Source organism: Marinobacter sp. tcs-11, assembly GCF_002049515.1.
GTDB lineage: Bacteria > Pseudomonadota > Gammaproteobacteria > Pseudomonadales > Oleiphilaceae > Marinobacter > Marinobacter nauticus.
This window is the reverse complement of the sequence record NZ_LLYU01000017.1, coordinates 45,118-65,840: the sequence shown is the minus strand read 5'-3', so window position 1 is coordinate 65,840 and position 20,723 is coordinate 45,118. Positions and strand designations below refer to the sequence as shown.

General features: G+C 56.4%; 15 protein-coding genes. All 15 read left to right on the top strand.

What is annotated here, in order from left to right; all coding sequences use genetic code 11:
* Nucleotides 1-10: 10 nt before the first annotated feature.
* The 15 genes from ARC85_RS15635 (at nt 11) to pheT (ending at nt 20,720) form a co-directional block, all read left to right on the top strand.
* Nucleotides 11-685: a rhomboid family intramembrane serine protease gene (locus ARC85_RS15635; protein ID WP_170155414.1), complete on the top strand. Its 675-nt coding sequence runs from the start codon at nt 11-13 to the stop codon at nt 683-685.
* A 176-nt stretch (nt 686-861) separates the two neighbouring features.
* Nucleotides 862-1,161, top strand: a complete 300-nt coding sequence (locus ARC85_RS15630; RefSeq protein WP_121206950.1) for a YeaC family protein — start codon at nt 862-864, stop codon at nt 1,159-1,161.
* Nucleotides 1,158-1,994 (top strand): DUF2797 domain-containing protein, encoded by an 837-nt coding sequence (locus tag ARC85_RS15625; RefSeq protein ID WP_286715371.1) that lies wholly within the window; start codon nt 1,158-1,160, stop codon nt 1,992-1,994. The genes ARC85_RS15630 and ARC85_RS15625 overlap by 4 nt, the downstream gene beginning before the upstream one ends.
* Nucleotides 1,995-2,025: 31 nt before the next feature.
* Nucleotides 2,026-4,668 (top strand): aminopeptidase N, encoded by a 2,643-nt coding sequence (pepN, locus tag ARC85_RS15620; RefSeq protein ID WP_286715369.1) that lies wholly within the window; start codon nt 2,026-2,028, stop codon nt 4,666-4,668.
* Between the two features lie 205 nt (nt 4,669-4,873).
* Nucleotides 4,874-6,262 (top strand): DUF1329 domain-containing protein, encoded by a 1,389-nt coding sequence (locus ARC85_RS15615; RefSeq protein ID WP_011785539.1) that lies wholly within the window; start codon nt 4,874-4,876, stop codon nt 6,260-6,262.
* A 145-nt stretch (nt 6,263-6,407) separates the two neighbouring features.
* On the top strand, nt 6,408-7,556 hold the full coding sequence (locus tag ARC85_RS15610; protein ID WP_011785538.1) for a WD40/YVTN/BNR-like repeat-containing protein: 1,149 nt from the start codon (nt 6,408-6,410) through the stop codon (nt 7,554-7,556).
* A 46-nt stretch (nt 7,557-7,602) separates the two neighbouring features.
* Nucleotides 7,603-9,990, top strand: a complete 2,388-nt coding sequence (locus tag ARC85_RS15605) for an efflux RND transporter permease subunit (protein ID WP_011785537.1) — start codon at nt 7,603-7,605, stop codon at nt 9,988-9,990.
* A 187-nt stretch (nt 9,991-10,177) separates the two neighbouring features.
* Nucleotides 10,178-11,161: a TAXI family TRAP transporter solute-binding subunit gene (locus ARC85_RS15600; protein WP_011785536.1), complete on the top strand. Its 984-nt coding sequence runs from the start codon at nt 10,178-10,180 to the stop codon at nt 11,159-11,161.
* 80 nt (nt 11,162-11,241) lie between these two features.
* On the top strand, nt 11,242-13,842 hold the full coding sequence (locus tag ARC85_RS15595; protein ID WP_286715367.1) for a TRAP transporter permease: 2,601 nt from the start codon (nt 11,242-11,244) through the stop codon (nt 13,840-13,842).
* Nucleotides 13,843-13,993: 151 nt separating this feature from the next.
* Nucleotides 13,994-15,919 (top strand): threonine--tRNA ligase, encoded by a 1,926-nt coding sequence (gene thrS / locus ARC85_RS15590; RefSeq protein WP_286715365.1) that lies wholly within the window; start codon nt 13,994-13,996, stop codon nt 15,917-15,919.
* Nucleotides 15,916-16,461 (top strand): translation initiation factor IF-3, encoded by a 546-nt coding sequence (gene infC, locus ARC85_RS15585; protein ID WP_081432078.1) that lies wholly within the window; start codon nt 15,916-15,918, stop codon nt 16,459-16,461. Before thrS ends, infC begins: the two co-directional genes overlap by 4 nt.
* Before the next feature lie 92 nt (nt 16,462-16,553).
* Entirely contained in the window at nt 16,554-16,745 is a 192-nt protein-coding gene (gene rpmI, locus ARC85_RS15580; RefSeq protein ID WP_007151842.1) for a 50S ribosomal protein L35, read from the top strand.
* Between the two features lie 50 nt (nt 16,746-16,795).
* Entirely contained in the window at nt 16,796-17,149 is a 354-nt protein-coding gene (rplT, locus tag ARC85_RS15575; protein WP_011785532.1) for a 50S ribosomal protein L20, read from the top strand.
* 137 nt (nt 17,150-17,286) lie between these two features.
* A complete protein-coding gene (gene pheS / locus ARC85_RS15570; RefSeq protein WP_199453297.1) occupies nt 17,287-18,285 on the top strand; it encodes a phenylalanine--tRNA ligase subunit alpha in 999 nt (332 codons plus the stop codon).
* A 62-nt stretch (nt 18,286-18,347) separates the two neighbouring features.
* A complete protein-coding gene (pheT, locus tag ARC85_RS15565; protein WP_199453295.1) occupies nt 18,348-20,720 on the top strand; it encodes a phenylalanine--tRNA ligase subunit beta in 2,373 nt (790 codons plus the stop codon).
* Nucleotides 20,721-20,723: the final 3 nt, after the last annotated feature.

Sequence of the window (20,723 nt, the reverse complement as noted above, 5' to 3'; positions counted from 1 at the left end):
AGAGGTAGTTTTGGATAGTCCGTCGTCTTCCCCGATCACTCCTGGCGGCCGCTGGCAGCCGGCGCCCCGCCATGCTCCTTTTGTCATTGGCGTCATCGTGGTTGCCGTGGTGATGGTATGGCTGACCGGCATGGGGCAGAGCAATTTTGCCGCCGCTATGATGATTGTCGACCCCCGGCCGTTCAGTTGGGATACCTTCAGCACACTGGCCGGGCGCCTGGAAGCGCTCTCTATGACCCTTTCGGGAGGCCAGGTCTGGAGGCTGCTGACGCCGGATTTCCTGCATTTCAGCTGGACCCATATCATCTTCAACTCGGTGATGCTCTGGTTCCTGGGCAGTCAGATCGAATGGATGGACGGCCGGGCACGGCTGGTAGGACTGTTTCTGGCCACCAGTCTGGCGTCCAATCTTCTACAGTATCTGGTGTCCGGCCCGCTGTTCGGCGGGCTCTCGGGGGTGGTGTACGGCATCCTCGGTTATTGCTGGTTGAGCCAGCGAAGACTGCCGCGTTTCCAATTCCCGCCGGCACTCGTGACCTTTGCGCTGGTGTGGATGATCATTGGCTTTACGCCAGTGCCGGAGATGATTGGCGTGGGTCGCATGGCCAATGAGGCACACCTGGGCGGCTTTCTGGCCGGGTTGGCGATGGCGGCGATCATGCCTCCTCGTCGATACCGAGGCTGAAACAAAAAAAAAGCCCCACCAAAAGGTGAGGCTGTTAAAAGAGCTTTTAGCTCCTGATGAGAGAGACCAAATGATACGACCGTTGTCATTTGGTGAATTAATGATAATCGTTATCATTTTTAATTGTCAAACGGTCTTGGCATTTTTTTATATGAAGAAACGTTCAGGAGGCGGGAATGACATACGAAGAACTGATTGAGCGGCTGGACCCGACGGTTTACCGCAACCTGAAACGGGCCATTGAGCTTGGTAAATGGCCAGATGGTCGCGCGCTGACCCGTGAGCAGCGCGCTATCAGCCTGGAAGCGGTGATTTATTATGAAGAAAAGCACAACATCCCGGAAGAACAGCGAGTGGGATACCTGGACCGTGGCGAGAAAGCCGGTACCGCTTGCGATCCGTCTGTGCAGTTCCGCAAGGATCGCCAGGGCAACAACGATGTGGACCCCGATCAGTTTGTTGAGGTCAAGGTTTGAGCGAATCCATTGATGTAACCGGTCGGCTTCGTAAGATGCCGGCCGAGGCCGGCGACCCGGTGGCCTATAACCTGGCCGTGGGCGACAAACGCATTACCCTGAATGACCTTATTGGTCATAAGGTGCGGCTGAATTTTGATGGCGTGATTCGCTGTATTCATTGCGATCGCACCACCAAAAAGAGTTTCAATCAGGGCTACTGCTATCCGTGTTTCCGAAAGCTGGCCGCCTGCGACAGCTGCATCATGAGCCCGGAAAAATGCCACTATCACCTGGGTACCTGCCGGGAGCCGGAGTGGGGCGAGGCCAACTGCATGGTTGAACATGTCGTGTATCTGGCCAATTCCAGCGGCTTGAAAGTGGGTATAACCCGGGCCACCCAGGTACCGACCCGCTGGATTGATCAGGGGGCGGTAACGGCGATACCGATGCTGCGGGTCGCCAGCCGTTACCTGTCTGGTCTGGTAGAAGTAGCGTGCAAGAACCACGTGGCTGACCGCACCAACTGGCGAGCCATGCTAAAGGGTGATGTGCCGGAGCTGGATCTGGTGCAAGAGCGTGAGCGGCTGTTGGACTTGATCGCAGACGACCTGGCGCAATTGCGGGCGCAGCATGGTGAGGACAGCATACGAATTGTGGACGAAGCCACACTTGGGCTGGGTTATCCGGTTCAGGTATGGCCGGCCAAGGTGAAAACCCATAATCTGGACAAAACGCCGGAAATGGAGGGCTTGCTGGAAGGTATCAAAGGCCAGTATCTGATGCTCGACACCGGTGTAATCAATATCCGCAAATTTACCGGCTATGAAGTCCGGTTCCGGGTTCTTGACTGAATCCGCCATGTCTTTTCTCTGGAGAGTATGAATGCGAACCAACCAGCCACAAACCATTTACCTGAGTGAATACAAGGTTCCTGCGTATCTGGTTGATCAGGTGGATCTGCGTTTTGAATTATTTGAAGACGGCGCCCGTGTGCACAGTACCCTGACTGTGCGCCGCAACCCGGATTCCGCGGAGAGCGCTGCCCCTCTGTTTCTGCACGGCGATAGTCTGAAACTGGAATCGGTTGCCCTGAATGGCTCACCGCTCGGCTCCGATGAGTTCGAAGACTGTGGCGATGCGCTGATTGTGCCGTCGGTGCCCGAACAATTTGAACTGCAGGTCGTGACCTGGATCGAGCCCCAGAACAACACCCGGCTGGAAGGTTTGTACAAGTCCTCCGGTATGTTCTGCACTCAGTGCGAGGCGGAAGGATTTCGCTGCATTACCTTCTATCCGGACCGGCCGGATGTCATGGCGCGCTTCCGTACCCGTATCGAGGCAGACAAAAGCGCCTATCCCGTGCTGCTCTCCAATGGTAACCCGGTGGATAAGGGCGAGCTGGAAAATGGTCGCCATTTTGTCACCTGGGAAGATCCGTTTCCCAAGCCGGCTTACCTCTTTGCCCTGGTAGCCGGAGACCTGGTGGAGAAAAAAGATACCTTCACCACCTGTTCCGGCCGCAACATTGATCTGCGGATGTATGTCGAGCCCCGCAACGCGAAGAAGTGTGATTTCGCGATGGATGCCCTCAAGCGTTCCATGCGCTGGGACGAAGAGGTCTATGGGCGGGAGTATGACCTGGATATCTTCATGATCGTGGCGGTGGACGACTTCAACATGGGCGCCATGGAGAACAAAGGGCTGAATATTTTCAACTCTTCCTGTGTCCTGGCCAGTCAGGAGACTGCTACGGACGCCGCCTTCCAGCGCATCGAGGCCATCGTCGCCCACGAATACTTCCATAACTGGTCCGGCAACCGGGTAACCTGCCGCGACTGGTTTCAGCTGAGCCTGAAAGAGGGTTTTACGGTGTTCCGGGATTCCCAGTTCTCTGCCGATATGGGATCGCCGACTGTGAAACGAATAGAGGATGCCACCCTGCTGCGCACAGCACAGTTTGCTGAGGATGCCGGCCCCATGGCCCACCCGGTGCGCCCGGCGTCTTACATGGAGATCTCCAACTTCTATACCCTGACCATCTACGAAAAGGGTGCCGAAGTGGTTCGGATGATCCACAACCTCCTTGGTGACGAGATGTTCCGTAAGGGCAGCGATCTGTACTTCCAGCGCCATGACGGGCAGGCGGTCACCACCGATGATTTTGTTCGCGCTATGGAAGACGCCTCCGGGCGGGACCTGGGCCAGTTCCGGCTATGGTATGAGCAGGCCGGCACGCCGGTGGTTTCGGTGTCTGATGAGTACGACGAGTCGAGCGGTATCTATCGGCTTACCGTGCGCCAGAGTATTCCTGACACGCCAGGCCAGACCGGCAAGAAGCCGCAGCATATTCCATTTGCGCTCGGCCTTCTGGGCGCCGACGGGCAGCCTCTGCCCCTGAAGCTGAGTGGTGAGAGTGGCGAAGCGCCTCTGGAGCGGGTGCTGGAGCTGAGCCAGGAGGAACACTGCTTTGAGTTTGAGGGCCTGTCGGAGCGCCCGGTGCCATCCCTGCTGAGAGATTTTTCTGCCCCCGTGCGGGTGCACTACCCCTGGACGCGGGAGCAACTACTGTTCCTGATGAGCCATGATCCGGACGGTTTTAACCGCTGGGACGCAGGTCAGCGCCTGGCCGTGGACGTTATTCAGTCTCTGGTGGGGGCTCCGGAGTCTGCCGGGGTGGAGCCGCGCCTGGTGGATGCTTATCGGTCGTTGCTGCAGGACAGCGAGCTGGATCAGGCTCTGATGGCAAAGATGCTGCAGTTGCCGTCAGAGGCCTATCTCATTGAGCTGGCGGAGCAGGCTGATGTTGCTGCCATTCACCAGGCCCGTGAAAAGGTGCTTGGTTATTTGGCTGAAGGCCTTCGGGATGAACTCATGGCCTGTTATCGGCGCAACGCCGGGCAGGGCGATTACCAGCTGACGCCTGAGGCCATTGCCCGCCGCAGTCTCCGTAACACCGCGCTGGGCTGGTTGCTGCATATTGGTGATCAGGAAGCGCTGGCGCTGGCCAAAGAGCAGTTCCGGGGCGCTGATAACATGACGGATCGGCTCGGCGCACTGCGAGCGTTGGTGAATTCTGATTTCGCGGAAGATCGTACACAGGCTCTGGAAGCCTTTTACAAGCGATTCAGTGACGACCCGCAAGTGGTGGAGCTGTGGTTCTCGGTGCAGGCCTCCAGCGATCGTGCAGGTCAACTGCCGCAGATACGGCAGTTGCTCGACCACCCGGCGTTTGACTGGAAGAATCCGAACAAGGTGCGCTCTGTCGTGGGTGCCTTTGCGGCCCAGAACCTGGCGGCATTCCACAATCCTGACGGCAGCGGGTATGAATTCCTTGCCGAGCAGGTATGCCGACTGGATGACAGCAATCCTCAGATTGCGGCGCGACTGGTGGCACCGCTGACCCGTTGGCGGAAGTTCGCTCCCGGGTATAGCAAACAGATGAAATCGGCACTGGAGCGGATTCGCGATAAAGCCGAGTTGTCCCGAGACGTGTATGAAGTAGTACACAAGAGCCTGGCAGACTGACGCCGGAGCCTGGCCCCGCGACTGATGCCGTGGGGCCCTTTGTCTGGCTGTGATTGTAAAGCCGTCGTCACAGCCGGATACAAAATCGCACTTTCGGTCGATAGACAATGTTGCCGGATCGGCTAATCTGTCAGAAAGTCTGCGATTGCATCAGACGATAACAAAAAGGCCCACAGAGGCTTCCAGACGGATTTAAGGTTGCACAATGAGATACAACAAAAACGTTTTGTTTGGCGGGTTGCTGGCTCTGTCCTTTGCTGCTTCGCCACTTCAGGCGGCAGTGTCTTCATCCGAGGCAGCGCGCCTTGGCCAGGATCTCACCCCGTTCGGTTCACCCAAGGCCGGTAACGATGCCGGCACCATTCCGGCGTGGGATGGCGGCCTGACGGAGCCGCCGGCTGGATACGAAGGCAGCGGGCAGCACCATATCAATCCATTCCCCGACGACGAAGTGCTGTTTACCATAACAGCCTCCAACATGGATCAGTACAGCGAGTATCTGACCGATGGCGTCCGGGCGATGCTGGAAACCTACCCGACCACCTTCCGCATACCCGTGTATCAGTCCCGGCGCACCCACGCGGTGCCCGAATGGGTGGCTGAAAACACCCGTAAGAACGCGGTGAATGCCGAGATTGTGGGTGAGGCAGAGGGTATTGAGGGTGCCTTTGGTGGCTATCCTTTCCCGATTCTTCACGGCAATAACGAAGAAAAGGCCTGGCAGGTAATCTGGAACCACCTGACCCGTTGGCGCGGTGTGTCTGTCACCCGGCGCTCCAGTGAGGTGGCGGTTCAGACCAACGGCGACTACAGCCTGGTGACCTCTCAGCAGGAAGCGTTCTTCAACTTCTACAACCCTGAGGGTGGTGAAGAAGATCTGGACAACGTGATCTTCTACTATCTGTCGTTCACTCAGTCGCCACCCCGTCTTGCCGGTGGCGCCATTCTGATTCACGAAACCCTGAACCAGATCATCAATCCGCGCAATGGCTGGGGCTATAACGCTGGTCAACGTCGTGTCCGCCGTGCTCCGAACCTGGGCTACGACTCACCGATTGCGGCCTCTGATAACCTGCGTACCGCTGATGACACCGATATCTTCAATGGTGCCATGGACCGCTATAACTGGGATTACGAAGGTGTTCGGGAAATCTACATTCCCTACAACAATTACCGAATCGGTGAGAAGGGAACGCCTTACTCTGAAATTCTGGGTATGTCCCACCTCAATCCTGATCTGACCCGCTGGGAGCTGCACCGCGTGCACGTGGTCGAAGCGACCCTCAAGGAAGGTGAGCGTCACATCTATGGTAAGCGTCGCTTCTATGTGGATGAAGACAGCTGGAACACCGTATTGCTCGACCAGTATGACGGTCGCGGCAATCTCTGGCGTGTGACCATGGGTATTCCCAAGAACTACTACGAGTTGCCGGGAGTTTGGACGGTGCTTGATGTGTATCACGATCTCCAGGCCCGTCGATATCACGTGTTGGGTCTGGATACCGAAGAGCCGAATACCCGTGTATTTACCAATGATGTACCAAACACACGGTACTTCTCGCCAGCTTCTTTGCGCAGGCGAAGCGTACGCTGAGGCTTCGGCGCCGGTTTGATCCGGCGCCCGAGGCCACAAGCAGGATGTCGACCGGCGGCCCAGGGGGCTGCCGGTTTGTTTGCGAAGGCTGCTGCCAGTCGTGCAGCAGGCGCATCAGGATTTAACCAACGTAAAGGCAATCTGAATGGCTAAAAGGTTCATGTGCGAGACACTGGGAACTGCCTGCCTTGGCCTCTCTATGGCACTGGCAGCTCCAGCGGCATTTGCACTCGCGGATATTATCGAGACACCGGCGAGGCCAACAGAACTGGCTCCCCAGTCACTACTGACCGACGCAACCCGCGCAGGCGATCGAATCGTGTCAGTGGGTGAGCGTGGGCACGTAATCTATTCCGACGATCAGGGCCAGTCGTGGACGCAGGCCGAGGTGCCGGTGGCGGTCACGTTGACCGCCGTTGATTTTGGCACCGAGCAGCATGGCTGGGTGGTTGGCCACAGCGGTGTTGTGCTGCATTCCAGCGATTCCGGGGAGACCTGGGAGCTGCAGCTCGATGGTATTCAGGCCGCCGAGCTGGTGATTGCCAGCAAGGAAGACCAGATTGCTGAGCTGGAAGAGCGCATTGAACAGGCTCCGGAAGAAGAGAAGGCTGACCTGGAGTGGGCGCTTGACGATCTGTTCTTCGCCCTCGAAAACACCCAGGCAGATATGGAAATCGGGCCGGTTAACCCGTTCCTTGATGTCTGGTTCGAAGACGAGAACCACGGTTTTGTGGTGGGTGCCTATGGCATGATTCTGCGAACCCAGGATGGTGGGCAGACCTGGGAAGACTGGGCGCCGAAACTCGATAACCCAACCAACTTCCACTACAACAGCATCGCCGAGGTAGCGGGTGGTGCGCTGGTGGTGGTCGGTGAAGCTGGTCAGATTCACGTTTCTGTTGACGGCGGCGAATCCTGGGAGAAGCGGGAAAGCCCATACGATGGCTCCCTGTTTGGCGTCACCGGAACCGGACGGGTGAACGAGGTGCTGGCGTTCGGCTTGCGGGGCAACACTCTGCTGTCGACCGATCTTGGCCGTAGCTGGACCATGGTGCCCAATGAGGGCGGCGCCACCCTGAATAACGCGGCGGTGGCCGAGGATGGACGCATTACCCTGGTGGGAAATGGCGGCGCAGTGCTGATGAGCACCAACAATGGTGAAAGCTTCCGCCCCTACTTCCGCAATGACCGGGAAGGTGTCATGGGTGTGGTTCCATTGCCGGGAACCAATCTATTGCTGGTCGGCGAAGGCGGTGTTGAGATTACCGACGCTCGCGGCCGGAACCTGAATTAACGCCCTGGTGTGGCATCAACGGATTAATGGATAGAGGGGTTTTTTAATGTCTGACCCGATGCATGACAGGGGTGAACATTACCTGACAACGCCCAAGGCGGAACCGTTCCTTGAGCGTTTACTTTTCAACAACCGGGCGCTGATCCTGGTCGCCTTTTTTGTGCTGACGCTGTTTCTTGGCTACAACGCCATCAAAATTCAGCCGGATGCCAGTTTTGAGCGGATGATTCCGCTGGAACATCCGTACATCGTCAATATGCTGGATCACCGGGACGACCTGGACAACCTGGGTAACTTTGTCCGGATTGCGGTTGCCGTGGAAGAAGGCGACATCTTTACTGCCGAATACATGGAAACCCTCAAGCAGATCACCGATGAGGTGTTCTATCTGAATGGGGTGGACCGTTCCGGCCTGAAAACCTTGTGGACATCGAACGTTCGCTGGGTAGAGGTTACCGAGCAGGGCTTCCAGGGCGGTACGGTTATTCCGGATGGCTACGATGGCTCCCGGGAGAGCCTGGAGCAGTTGCGCCAGAACGTATTGCGTTCGAACGAAGTGGGCCGTCTGATATCAGACAACTTCAAGTCCACGATTGTGTATGCTCCCCTGTATGAGAAAAATCCGGAAACTGGTGAGGCTCTGGATTACGCAGCATTCTCCCGTGAGCTGGAAGAGAAGATCCGGGAGAAGTACGAAGCACAGAATCCGAACGTCAATATTCACATTGTTGGTTTCGCCAAGAAAGTCGGTGACCTGATTGAAGGTATCGGCTCCATTGCCTGGTTTGCCGGCATTACCATTCTGCTGACCACGCTGCTGCTGTTCTGGTATTCCCGCTGCATCGCCGGAACCCTGGTGCCGATCTTTACCTCAATCATTGCCGTGTTCTGGCAGTTGGGGGCCCTGCGGCTGCTGGGCTATGGCCTGGATCCATACTCGGTACTGGTGCCGTTTCTGGTGTTCGCGATCGGTATCAGTCATGGGGTTCAGATCGTTAATGCCATGGCGGTTGAGTCGGCCAAGGGTTTCGATGCCGTCACCTCAGCTCGTCTGGCGTTCCGGGCTCTTTATATTCCGGGCATGCTGGCGTTGATTTCTGACGCTGTCGGCTTCCTCACGCTGGTGTTTATCGAAATCGACGTTATTCGTGATCTGGCTGTGGCGGCCGGTCTGGGTGTGGCGTTCGTCATCATTACCAACCTGGTGCTGCACGTTCTGATCATGTCTTACATCGGCATCTCCAAAGGCGGTGTTCAGCATGTTCAGAATCATGGTGAAAAGCAGGACCGCAAGTGGCGGGTCATGTCCTACTTCTCCCATCCGGGGGTTGCGCCGATTTCCCTGCTGATCGCGGTGATCGGCCTGGGGCTGGGCATGTACTACAAGCAGGACCTGAAAGTGGGTGACCTGGACCAGGGTGCGCCCGAATTGCGCCCGGATTCCCGCTATAACAAGGATAACGCCTACATCATCAACAATTATTCCACCAGTGCAGACGTGCTTGTGGTGATGGTGAAGACCCCGGAAGAACAATGTACCCAGTACAACGTACTCCGGGCCATGGACAGTCTGCAGTGGGAGCTGCAGAACACTCCGGGTGTGCAGAGCTCCGCCTCCCTGGCTGATGTCTCCAAGCTGGTTACCAAGGCTCTGAACGAGGGTAACTGGAAGTGGTACGAGATTTCCCGCAACCAGACCATCATCAATGCCTCCATTCGTGACGCGCCGGCAGGTTTGATTAATACCAACTGCAGCCTCACGCCGGTTCTGGTGTTCCTGGAAGATCACAAGGCGGAAACTCTGGAAACGGTAGTCGAGCGGGTCGAACAGTTCGCCGATGCCAACAGCAACGAGGAGCATACCTTCCTGCTGGCAGCTGGTAACGCCGGTATCGAAGCGGCGACTAACGAGGTGATCTCGAACGCCAAGGACATGATGTTGCTGCTGGTGTATGGCGTAGTGAGTTTGCTCTGCTTCCTGACCTTCCGCTCCATCAGGGCTGTGGCCTGTATTGTGATTCCGCTGGGCCTGACCTCCATCCTGTGTGAGGCGATCATGGCGGTGTCCGGTATCGGCATCAAGGTGGCCACGCTGCCGGTGATTGCGTTGGGTGTGGGTATCGGTGTGGACTACGGTATCTATATCTACAGCAAACTTGAAAAGTTCCTGCTGGAGGGCAAGACGCTGCAGGAGGCGTACTATGAAACCCTGCGCTCCACCGGTAAGGCGGTTATCTTTACCGGTGTGACTCTGGGTCTTGGTGTTGTGACCTGGATATTCTCTCCGATAAAGTTCCAGGCGGACATGGGCTTCCTGCTGTTCTTCATGTTCCTGTGGAACATGGTAGGGGCAATCTGGCTGCTGCCGGCCCTGGCGAGATTCCTGCTTCGCCCGGACAAGATGCTGGCGAAAGCACGGGCTGCGAAGTCCTGAAAATCGCCCTGAACCAGCAAAAAAGCCCGCCTGTGCGGGCTTTTTTGTTGATAGGTCAGCTGGTTAGCGTGCTAATCCTTCCTTTATTTATGGCCAGAAGTGTTCTATGTTCTAGAACGAACCGGATGTTTGCCCGTATACCCGTGCGGGTAATCGACTATAACTATCAAGAAAAGGAAGAGCACACATGACACTGAAACTCAAAGCGTCCGCTTTTGCCGTTGCAGCCGCCGTGAGCCTGGGTGCCGCGTCCTCTGCGGTTTCCGCGCAGGAACAGCGCTTCGTGACCATCGGTACCGGTGGTGTTACCGGCGTTTATTATCCGGCGGGTGGCGCTATCTGTCGCCTGGTGAATATGGATCGCAAGGAGCATGGTATCCGTTGCTCGGTTGAGAGTACCGGTGGCTCCGTTTACAACCTGAACGCCATTCGCCAGGGCGAGCTGGATCTGGCTGTTGCCCAGTCCGACTGGCAATACCACGCCTACAATGGCACCAGCCAGTTTGAAGATGCGGGCAAAAACGAGAAGCTGCGTGCGGTCTTCTCGCTGCACCCTGAGCCGTTCACCGTGGTTGCCAGCAAAGGTTCCGGCATCAAGACCTTTGAAGACCTGGAAGGCAAGCGCGTGTCTGTGGGTAATCCGGGTTCTGGCCAACGCGCCACAGCAGAAGTGCTGATGGATGAAATGGGCTGGACCATGGATAAGTTCTCGCTGGCGGCTGAGATCAAGGCTGCCGAGCAGTCCCAGGCGCTGTGCGATGGCAACATTGACGCTTTCTTCTACACCGTTGGCCACCCCTCCGGTGCCATCAAGGAAGCCACCACGTCCTGTGACAGTGTAATTGTTGCCGTTGACAACAAGGCGACGGAAGCGTTGATCAAGGAAAACCCCTACTACCGTAAGGCAGTGATTCCGGGTGGTATGTACCGTGGTTCCGACGAAGATGTAACTACCTTCGGTGTGGCTGCTACGTTCGTTTCCTCAACTGACGTTCCGGAAGATGTCGTGTACGAAGTGGTCAAGGCCGTGTTCGAGAACTTCGACAGCTTCAAGCGTCTGCACCCTGCCTTCGGCAACCTGAAGAAAGAAGAAATGGTCTCTGATGCCCTGAGTGCGCCGCTGCACCCGGGCGCGGCCAAGTACTATCGCGAGGCTGGCCTGATCGACTGATCGGCCAGGAATATCAACAGAGCGGGCTGAGGCCCGCTCTGTTGATTCAGTAAGGTTATTTCCCATCACAGGAACATTCTATGGCAAAGAATGACCCCGGTACCGGGGCGGGAGTTGATGCCAGCAAGGTAGAACAGGTATTGCAGACCGAAACCGGAGGCCGGGCGCTGACCGGGCCTGCAGCGGTTATCCTGTTCATCGTTCCGGTGTGCTGGTCGTTGTTCCAGCTCTGGATTGCATCACCCCTGCCGTTCATTCTGAATTTCGGAATATTCAACTCCACCGAAGCGCGGTCAATTCACCTGGCGTTTGCGGTGTTTCTCGCTTTCTCGGCATTCCCGATGATCAAGGGGGTGCATGCCAACAAGGTCCCCCTATACGACTGGGTACTGGCTTTGGCTGCTGCGTTTGCGGCTTCCTATCTTTATGTTTTTTATGATGCTCTTTCGCAGAGGCCGGGGGCACCAACCACCATGGATCTCTGGGTGGCGTTGGGTGGCCTGGTATTGCTGCTGGAAGCTACCCGGAGGGCCCTTGGGCTCCCGCTGACTGTTGTTGCGGCGGTTTTTATTGCCTATTCACTGGCCGGCCCTTACATGCCGGATGTGATTTCTCATAAAGGCGTGAGCCTGAACAAGCTGGCTTCCCACCAATGGCTCGGAACCGAGGGGGTATTCGGGGTTGCTCTTGGGGTATCTACCAGCTTTGTTTTCCTGTTTGTGTTGTTCGGTGCCTTGCTTGAGCGGGCGGGAGCCGGTAACTACTTTATCAAGGTGGCTTACGCCATGCTGGGGCATATGCGCGGAGGCCCGGCCAAGGCGGCGGTGGTTTCCAGTGGTCTGAGTGGGGTGATTTCCGGCTCCTCCATCGCCAATGTGGTGACCACCGGTACCTTCACCATTCCCCTGATGAAACGGGTCGGTTTCCCGGCTACCAAAGCCGGCGCGGTTGAAGTGGCTGCGTCCACCAACGGCCAGCTTACCCCGCCCATCATGGGGGCCGCGGCCTTCCTGATGGTCGAGTACGTGGGGATTTCCTATCTCGAGGTGATCAAGCACGCCATTCTGCCGGCACTGATTTCCTATGTTGCCCTGATTTACATCGTCCATCTGGAAGCCTGCAAGCTGAAGATGGAAGGGGTAGAGCGGCTGAATCGTCCAACCCTGGCCCAGCGCATGCTGAACTGGGTGGTCATTCTGATTGGCCTGATCGTACTAACCTTCGCGGTTTATTACGGGGTTGGCTGGACCAAAGGGGTGTTGGGTGAGGCCGCGCCCTGGGTGCTTGGGCCGATTCTGGTGATGATTTATGTCGGCCTGGTAGGTTATGCCACCCGCTTCCCGGAGCTGGAGGAAGACGATCCCGACAAAGAAATGAACGAGTTGCCAGAGGTAGGCCCCACCGTTAAAACCGGACTCTATTATCTGCTGCCGGTGGTGGTGCTGGTCTGGTGTCTGACGGTTGAACGCTTTTCGCCCCAGCTGTCTGCCTTCTGGGCAACCTTGTTCATGATCTTTATCGTTATTACCCAGCGGCCGCTGAAGGCATTTTTCCGCAAGCATGGCGGATTGATGTCTGAATTCACCGGCGGCATCAGTGACTTGTTCCATTCGCTGGCGACCGGCGCCAGGAACATGGTGGGTATCGGCGTTGCGACAGCAACAGCCGGCATCGTAGTTGGTACAGTGACGCTGACCGGTATCGGCCTGGTGATGACCCAATTCGTGGAATTCCTGTCTGGAGGGAATCTGCTGCTGATGCTCATCTTCACCGCTGTGATCAGTCTGATTCTGGGCATGGGGTTGCCGACAACCGCCAACTACATTGTGGTTTCCACCTTGATGGCTCCGGTTATCGTAACCCTGGGGGCCCAGAATGGCCTGATCGTTCCGCTGATTGCGGTGCACCTGTTCGTGTTCTATTTCGGGATACTGGCGGATGATACGCCGCCCGTGGGGTTGGCCGCCTACGCGGCGGCCGCAATCTCAGGGGCAGACCCGATCCGAACGGGTGTCCAGGGTTTTACCTACGATATTCGAACCGCCATCCTGCCGTTCATGTTCATCTTCAATACGCAGCTGTTGTTGATTGGCCTGACTGGCTGGTTTGATCTGCTGGTAACGGTGTTCAGTGCCGTCACGGCCATGCTGGTGTTCTCGGCGGCAACTCAGGGCTTCTGGTTCACCCGGAGCCGGAAGTGGGAAACCCTGTTGTTGTTGCTGATTACCTTCACCATGTTCCGGCCCGGTTTCTGGTGGGACATGATCTATCCGCCGAACGAAGAACGGCCGGGGACCGCCGTTATGGAATACGTGGCGGATGTGCCTGCTGATGGTGAGGTGGTGCTGAAGGTGTCAGGCATGGCGCTGGATGGCAGTGATGTCACCACCTACGTCGAGCTTGAGATCCCTGGAGGTGAAACCGCGCAGGAGCGCCTGGCGGGTGCAGGCCTGGAAGTGTCAGAGCAGGGCGGTGATCTGGTGGTGGATTTCGTCAACTTTGGCAGTGCTGCGGAAGATGCCGGTATCCAGTTTGGCTGGACCATTGATGCAGTCCAGATTGAGCTGGAGCGGCCACCAAAAGAGTTGATGTTTATCCCGGCACTGTTACTGTTGGGCCTGGTCGCTTTCGGACAGCTCAGGCGCAAGGCGCGGGAGGATGCTCAACCCCAGCCGGCCTGATTGGCTTCGGCTCCGTAAAAACCCGGCGTTGCTGCCGGGTTTTTTTCTGTTAGACTCGCCCTCAAATCCGGCTCGCGGTTTGTGTCGCGCAGCCCGGCAACCAAGTGATCTTTGGTATAGATCACCGCTGAGAAACCACGAGGAGATCATCATGCCCGTCATTACCCTGCCAGATGGCAGTCATCGCAGTTTTGCTGAACCCGTAACCGTACACGACGTTGCCGCAGACATTGGCGCGGGCCTGGCCAAAGCGGCCCTGGCCGGAAAGGTTAACGGAAAGCTTGTGGATACCAGCCACCTGATTGAAAACGATACAGAGCTGGCGATTGTGACGGAGCGTGATGAAGAAGGCGTGGATATTATTCGCCACTCCACTGCTCACCTGATGGCCATGGCGGTTCAGGAGCTGTTCCCTGGCGCCCAGGTCACCATCGGTCCGGTAATCGAGAACGGCTTCTACTACGACTTCAAATATGAGCGCCCGTTTACCAACGAAGACATGGCGCGTATCGAGAAGCGCATGGAAGAGCTGGCCAAGCAGGATCTGCCGGTATCCCGTTCCATTATGTCCCGGGACGAAGCGATCAAGCTGTTTAACGAGATGGGCGAGGAGTACAAGGTTCGCATCATCGAGGATATTCCGGGAGAGGAAGACCTGTCGTTCTATCGTCAGGGCGACTTCATCGATCTTTGCCGTGGTCCTCACGTGCCCAGCACCGGTAAGCTCAAGGCCTTCAAGCTGACCAAGGTGGCCGGGGCCTATTGGCGTGGCGATACCAGCAATGAGCAGTTGCAGCGTATCTACGGTACGGCCTGGGGTAACAAGAAAGACCTCAAGGCCTACCTGCACCGCCTGGAAGAAGCTGAAAAAAGGGATCATCGCAAGATTGGCAAGAAGCTGGGCCTGTTCCACATGCAGGAAGAAGCCCCGGGTATGGTGTTCTGGCATCCGGATGGCTGGTCCCTCTATCAGGAGGTGGAACAGTACATGCGTGCCCAGCAGCATAAGCATGGCTACAAGGAGATCAAGACACCTCAGGTGGTGTCGCGGACCCTGTGGGAAAAGTCCGGCCACTGGGACAAGTTCAAGGACGACATGTTTACCACTGAGTCCGAGAAGCACGATTACGCCATCAAGCCCATGAACTGTCCGTGTCACGTGCAGGTGTTTAATCAGGGGCTGAAAAGCTACAAGGATCTGCCACTGCGCCTGGCCGAGTTTGGCTCCTGTCACCGGAATGAAGCTTCTGGCGCGTTGCATGGCCTGATGCGGGTGCGTGGTTTTACCCAGGATGATGCCCATATCTTCTGTGAGGAAGATGCTATCCAGGAAGAAGTGTCTGCATTTATTGCCATGTTGCACGAGATATATGCAGACTTCGGCTTCAGTGAAATTCTTTACAAGTTGTCCACCCGCCCTGAAAAGCGGGTAGGGTCGGACGAAGTCTGGGACAAAGCCGAGGCAGCGCTCGAGCAGGCGCTGAACCGTGAAGGGGTTGACTGGGAGCTGTTGCCGGGCGAAGGTGCCTTCTACGGCCCGAAGATCGAGTTTTCTCTGAAAGATTGCCTCGGTCGGGTATGGCAGTGTGGTACCATCCAGGTCGACTTCTCGATGCCGGGTCGTCTGGGGGCGCAGTATGTGGCCGACAATTCCGAGCGCAAAACGCCGGTTATGCTGCATCGGGCGGTATTGGGTTCCTTTGAGCGCTTCATCGGTATCCTGATCGAGGAGTACGAGGGTGCTTTCCCAACCTGGCTGGCACCGACACAGGTTGCTGTCCTGAATATTACCGATAAACAGCGTGATTACTGTCAGAATCTGGCCAAAAAACTGGATTCTTTAGGCTATCGGGTTAATGCTGACTTGAGAAACGAGAAGATCGGCTTTAAAATCCGCGAGCATACTCTAAATAAGGTTCCCTATCTGGTTGTTGTTGGCGATAAAGAAATCGAGAACAACGCCGTTGCCGTCCGGACACGTAAGGGCGAAGACCTGGGAACCATGTCGGTCGACGATTTTGAAAAGCTGCTTGCAGCCGACGTCGAGCGCAAAGGTAGAACCAAAACGGAGATCTGATTATTAAACAGCGAGCGAATCGGGGTGGGCGCGCACCCAAGGCGCCTATCAATGAGAATATTGACGCAACTGAAGTCCGACTGATTGATGCCGAAGGCAATCAGGTCGGGATTGTTCCGATCGAAGACGCCCTGCGTATGGCGGAAGAGGCGACCCTGGATCTGGTACAGGTTACGGATTCCGATCCGATCGTCTGTAAGATAATGGACTACGGCAAGAAGATCTTTGAAGAGAAAAAGGCCAAAGCGGCTGCCAAGAAAAAGCAGAAGCAGACGCAGGTCAAAGAGCTGAAGTTCCGACCAGGAACGGAAGAAGGGGATTATCAGGTCAAACTACGCAACCTGGTACGTTTCCTTGAGAACGGGGACCGCGGCAAGATCACAATCCGGTTCCGTGGACGTGAGATGGCACACCAGGAAATTGGTATGAAGCTCATGCAGCGGATTGAGGAAGATGTGGCAGAAATAGCCCAGGTTGAGATGCGGCCGAAAATGGAAGGCCGGCAGATGACCATGGTTATCGCACCCCGCAAGAAGAAGTGAACCTGATCCCGTGACGGGTCCCCCGCATTAGCGGGGGATTTGTCGTTCAGGGGCACAATTGTTTATCCAAAATAGAATGCGGAGTTTTAAAAATGCCGAAGATGAAAACCAAGAGCGGAGCTACCAAGCGGTTCAAGAAGACCGCCACTGGCTTCAAGCACAAGCAGTCCTTCACCAGCCACATCCTGACCAAGAAGAGCCCGAAGCGTAAGCGTCAGCTGCGCGGTACCAAGCTCATCGCCAAGTCGGACGTAGCGTCTATCAAGCGCATGACCGCGTGCTGATTCAGCCGCGCGAATCATTCCTTAGAAAGTAAAGGTAGAAGGATTAAAGTATGGCTCGTGTAAAGCGTGGCGTGGTAGCACGTCGTCGTCACAAGAAGATTCTCAATCAGGCCAAAGGTTACTACGGTGCCCGTAGCCGTGTTTACCGCGTTGCCAAGCAAGCGGTTATCAAGGCCGGTCAGTATGCCTACCGTGACCGTCGCAACCGTAAGCGTGCATTCCGCGCTCTGTGGATTGCCCGTATCAACGCTGGCGCCCGTGCAAACGGTCTGTCTTACAGCCGTCTGATCGCTGGTCTGAAGAAGGCGAATGTTGAAATCGATCGTAAGGTTCTGGCTGATCTGGCCATGAACGAACAGCAGGCGTTTGCCGCTGTTGTTGAGAAGGCCAAAGCGTCCCTGTGATCGCTTAAGCTCTTTCATCGATTGCTGATCGATCCGGGCGCCCCATGTTTCATGACGGCGCCTTCTGATAGGGGAAGGGCACGCTCTTCCCCTATTTTTGTTTTAACCTACCCCATTTCTGGTTTGGAGCAGGGTCAATGGAAAACCTGGAGCAACTGGTTCAGGACGGGTTGAATGCCGTAGAAAAGGCCGACAACCTGCAGGCGCTTGATCAAATTCGTGTGGAATACCTCGGCAAAAAGGGTGTGATTACCCAGCAGGCAAAAACTCTGGGCAAGCTCTCTGCGGAGGAGCGCCCTGCGGCCGGCCAGAAGATCAATGAAGCCAAGGGGCAGGTGGAGCAAGCCATCAACGCACGGCGGGCAGATCTTGAGAAAGCGGCCATTGAAGCCAGGCTTGCGGCGGAATCCATTGACGTAACACTGCCGGGAAGGGGGCAGGACCTGGGTGGTTTGCATCCGGTAACCCGCACCCTGCAGCGCATTGAGGAAATCTTTGCCCGTGCCGGTTATAGCGTAGAGCAGGGGCCTGAAATCGAAGACGATTACCACAACTTCGAAGCTCTGAATATTCCCGGGCACCACCCGGCTCGTGCCATGCACGATACTTTCTATTTCAATCCGGGTACCTTGCTCCGTACCCACACCTCGCCGGTACAGATTCGGACCATGGAGGCAGGCAAGCCACCGTTCCGCATGATCTGCCCCGGACGGGTCTATCGCTGTGATTCCGATATGACTCACACCCCTATGTTCCATCAGGTGGAAGGTCTGCTGGTGGAGAAGAATGTCAGCTTCGCGGACCTGAAAAGCACCGTGGAGGAATTCCTCAGGGTTTTCTTTGAGCGGGATCTGAAAGTGCGCTTCCGTCCCTCCTACTTCCCGTTCACCGAACCATCGGCGGAAGTGGATATTGAATGGGGACGTGAGCAGGATGGCAGCATCAAGTGGCTGGAAGTGATGGGCTGCGGCATGGTGCATCCGAAAGTGTTCGAATATTGCGGTATTGATTCCGAGGAATATCGCGGGTTTGCTTTTGGTCTGGGTGTCGAGCGCCTGGCCATGCTTCGTTATGGAGTAAAAGACCTGCGTATGTTCTTCGAAAACGACCTGCGTTTCCTTCGTCAGTTCCGTTGATACGACACCAGGAATTGGCGTAACAGGCTCAGAATCAACCGAATCAGGACAGGACCAGGATAATGAAATTCAGTGAACAGTGGCTGCGCGAGTGGGTAAACCCGAACATTGGCTCTCAGGAGTTGATGGACCAGATCACCATGGCGGGGCTGGAAGTCGACGGCTTTGAGGCCGTGGCTGGCGAATTTTCCGGCGTGGTTGTGGGTGAGGTCGTTTCCGTTGCGCCCCATCCGGATGCCGACAAGCTGCGGGTGTGTCAGGTGAGCAATGGCGAGCAGACCGTGCAGGTGGTCTGTGGTGCCCCCAATGTTCGCGACGGGCTGAAGGTGCCTTTTGCCGAGGTGGGCGCTGTGCTGCCCGGCAATTTCAAGATCAAGAAAGCCAAGCTCCGGGGGCAGCCCTCCGAGGGTATGCTGTGTTCGGAATCCGAGCTGGGCTTGTCCGATAACCATGACGGCCTGATGGAGCTCCCGGAGGATGCCCCGGTTGGGCAGCCGGTGGTTGACTATCTGAAGCTGAATGACATCACCATTGATGTGGATCTGACCCCGAATCGCAGCGACTGTCTGTCCATCAAGGGCCTGGCCCGGGAAGTGGGCGTGTTGAACAGCCTGGTCACCAATGCGCCTTCCATTCCGCACGTGGAAGCGGTGCACTCGGAAGTGCCTGATATCCGGGTGGAAGCCCCTGAGGGTTGCCCCCGTTATCTGGGGCGTGTTCTGCGAAACGTCAATCTGCAGGCAGAAACGCCGCTCTGGATGCAGGAGAAGCTGCGTCGTTCCGGTATCCGTTCCATTGATGCGGCGGTGGATGTCACCAACTACGTCATGCTGGAACTGGGCCAGCCCATGCATGCCTTTGACCGGGATGAGATCAAAGGTGGGATTGTTGTGCGTATGGCTGGCTCGGGCGAAAAACTGGTATTGCTGGACGGTCAGGAGGTCGAGCTTACTCCGGAAACGCTGGTGATTGCCGACCACGAGAAGCCAGTGGCCATTGCCGGTGTGATGGGGGGCGAGCATTCCGGGGTGAGTGAGAAAACCCGGGATCTGGTGCTTGAATCCGCCTATTTTGACCCGATCACGCTGGCCGGCAAGGCTCGTCAATATGGCCTGCATACAGATGCCTCCCACCGTTTTGAGCGGGGCGTGGATTATGAGCTGGCACGGGATGCCATGGAGCGGGCAACCGGTCTGCTGATGGCTATTGTCGGGGGTGAGCCCGGCGAAATTGTCGAAGTGGCCAGCAAGGAACACCTGCCAAAGGCGCAGGTGATTGATCTGCGTGAGCAGCGCCTGGCGGATGTGTTGGGGCTTAGAATTGACCGCACTACCGTTGAAGAGATTCTCAGCCGGCTTGGCCTGCACATCGACAAGCTGTTGAAAGACGGCTGGCGTATCAGTGTGCCCAGCTTCCGGCCGGATATTTCCATCGAAGAAGACCTGATCGAAGAGGTCGGTCGCATTTTTGGTTATAACAATCTGCCGGTCACCGAGCCAACCGGCTCGCTTGGGCTGCGGGCCCGGGAAGAAGCGGTTCGGCCGCTGTCTGCTGTGCGTAACTTTTTCGTCGCCCAGGGCTACCAGGAAGCGGTGACCTACAGCTTTGTTGATCCCAAGGTTCAACAGCTGGTGGATCCGGAACGTGAGGGGATTGCGTTGGCCAATCCCATCTCGTCGGATCTTTCGGTGATGCGCACGACGCTTTGGAGCGGCCTGCTTAAAACCGTGGGCTACAACCAGAACCGGCAGCAGCCCCGTATTCGCTTGTTCGAGACCGGTTTGCGATTCGTTCAGGATGCCGATGGCATCAGTCAGCAGCCGATGTTGGCAGGGGTGGTGGTTGGTAACCAGAATCCCGAAAACTGGGTAAACGGTCGCAGAACCACGGATTTCTTTGATGTAAAAGGGGAATTGGAAAGCCTGTTCCGACTGCTTGGCATCGAGGTTGATTTTATTGCCAGCCAGCACCCTGCGCTGCATCCGGGCCAGACGGCGGAACTGTTGAGGGATGGCGAGCATGTGGGCTGGCTGGGTGCACTGCATCCACAAGTTCAGAAAAATCTTGAACTTAATGGCACGATCCTGATGTTTGAGCTATTCTTGAATTCGATCGTTGCCGGTTATGTGCCTAATTTCAAAGATATTTCAAAATTCCCGGAAGTTCGCCGGGATTTGGCTATCATTATCGGGAGCGATGTGGCGTTCGCCCAGGTAGAACATGTGGCCCGTAAACATGCTGGCGAGCACCTCACGGCGTTGCGTGTGTTTGATGTCTACGAAGGTGAAAGCCTGGGTGAGGGTAACCGAAGCCTGGCTCTGAGCCTGTTCTGGCAGCATCCTGAACGCACGCTTAACGAGGACGAAGTGCATTCGCTCTTCAATGGGGTTATCGATGCCCTGAAAGAAGAGTTGGGGGCAACACTGAGGAGTTGACAG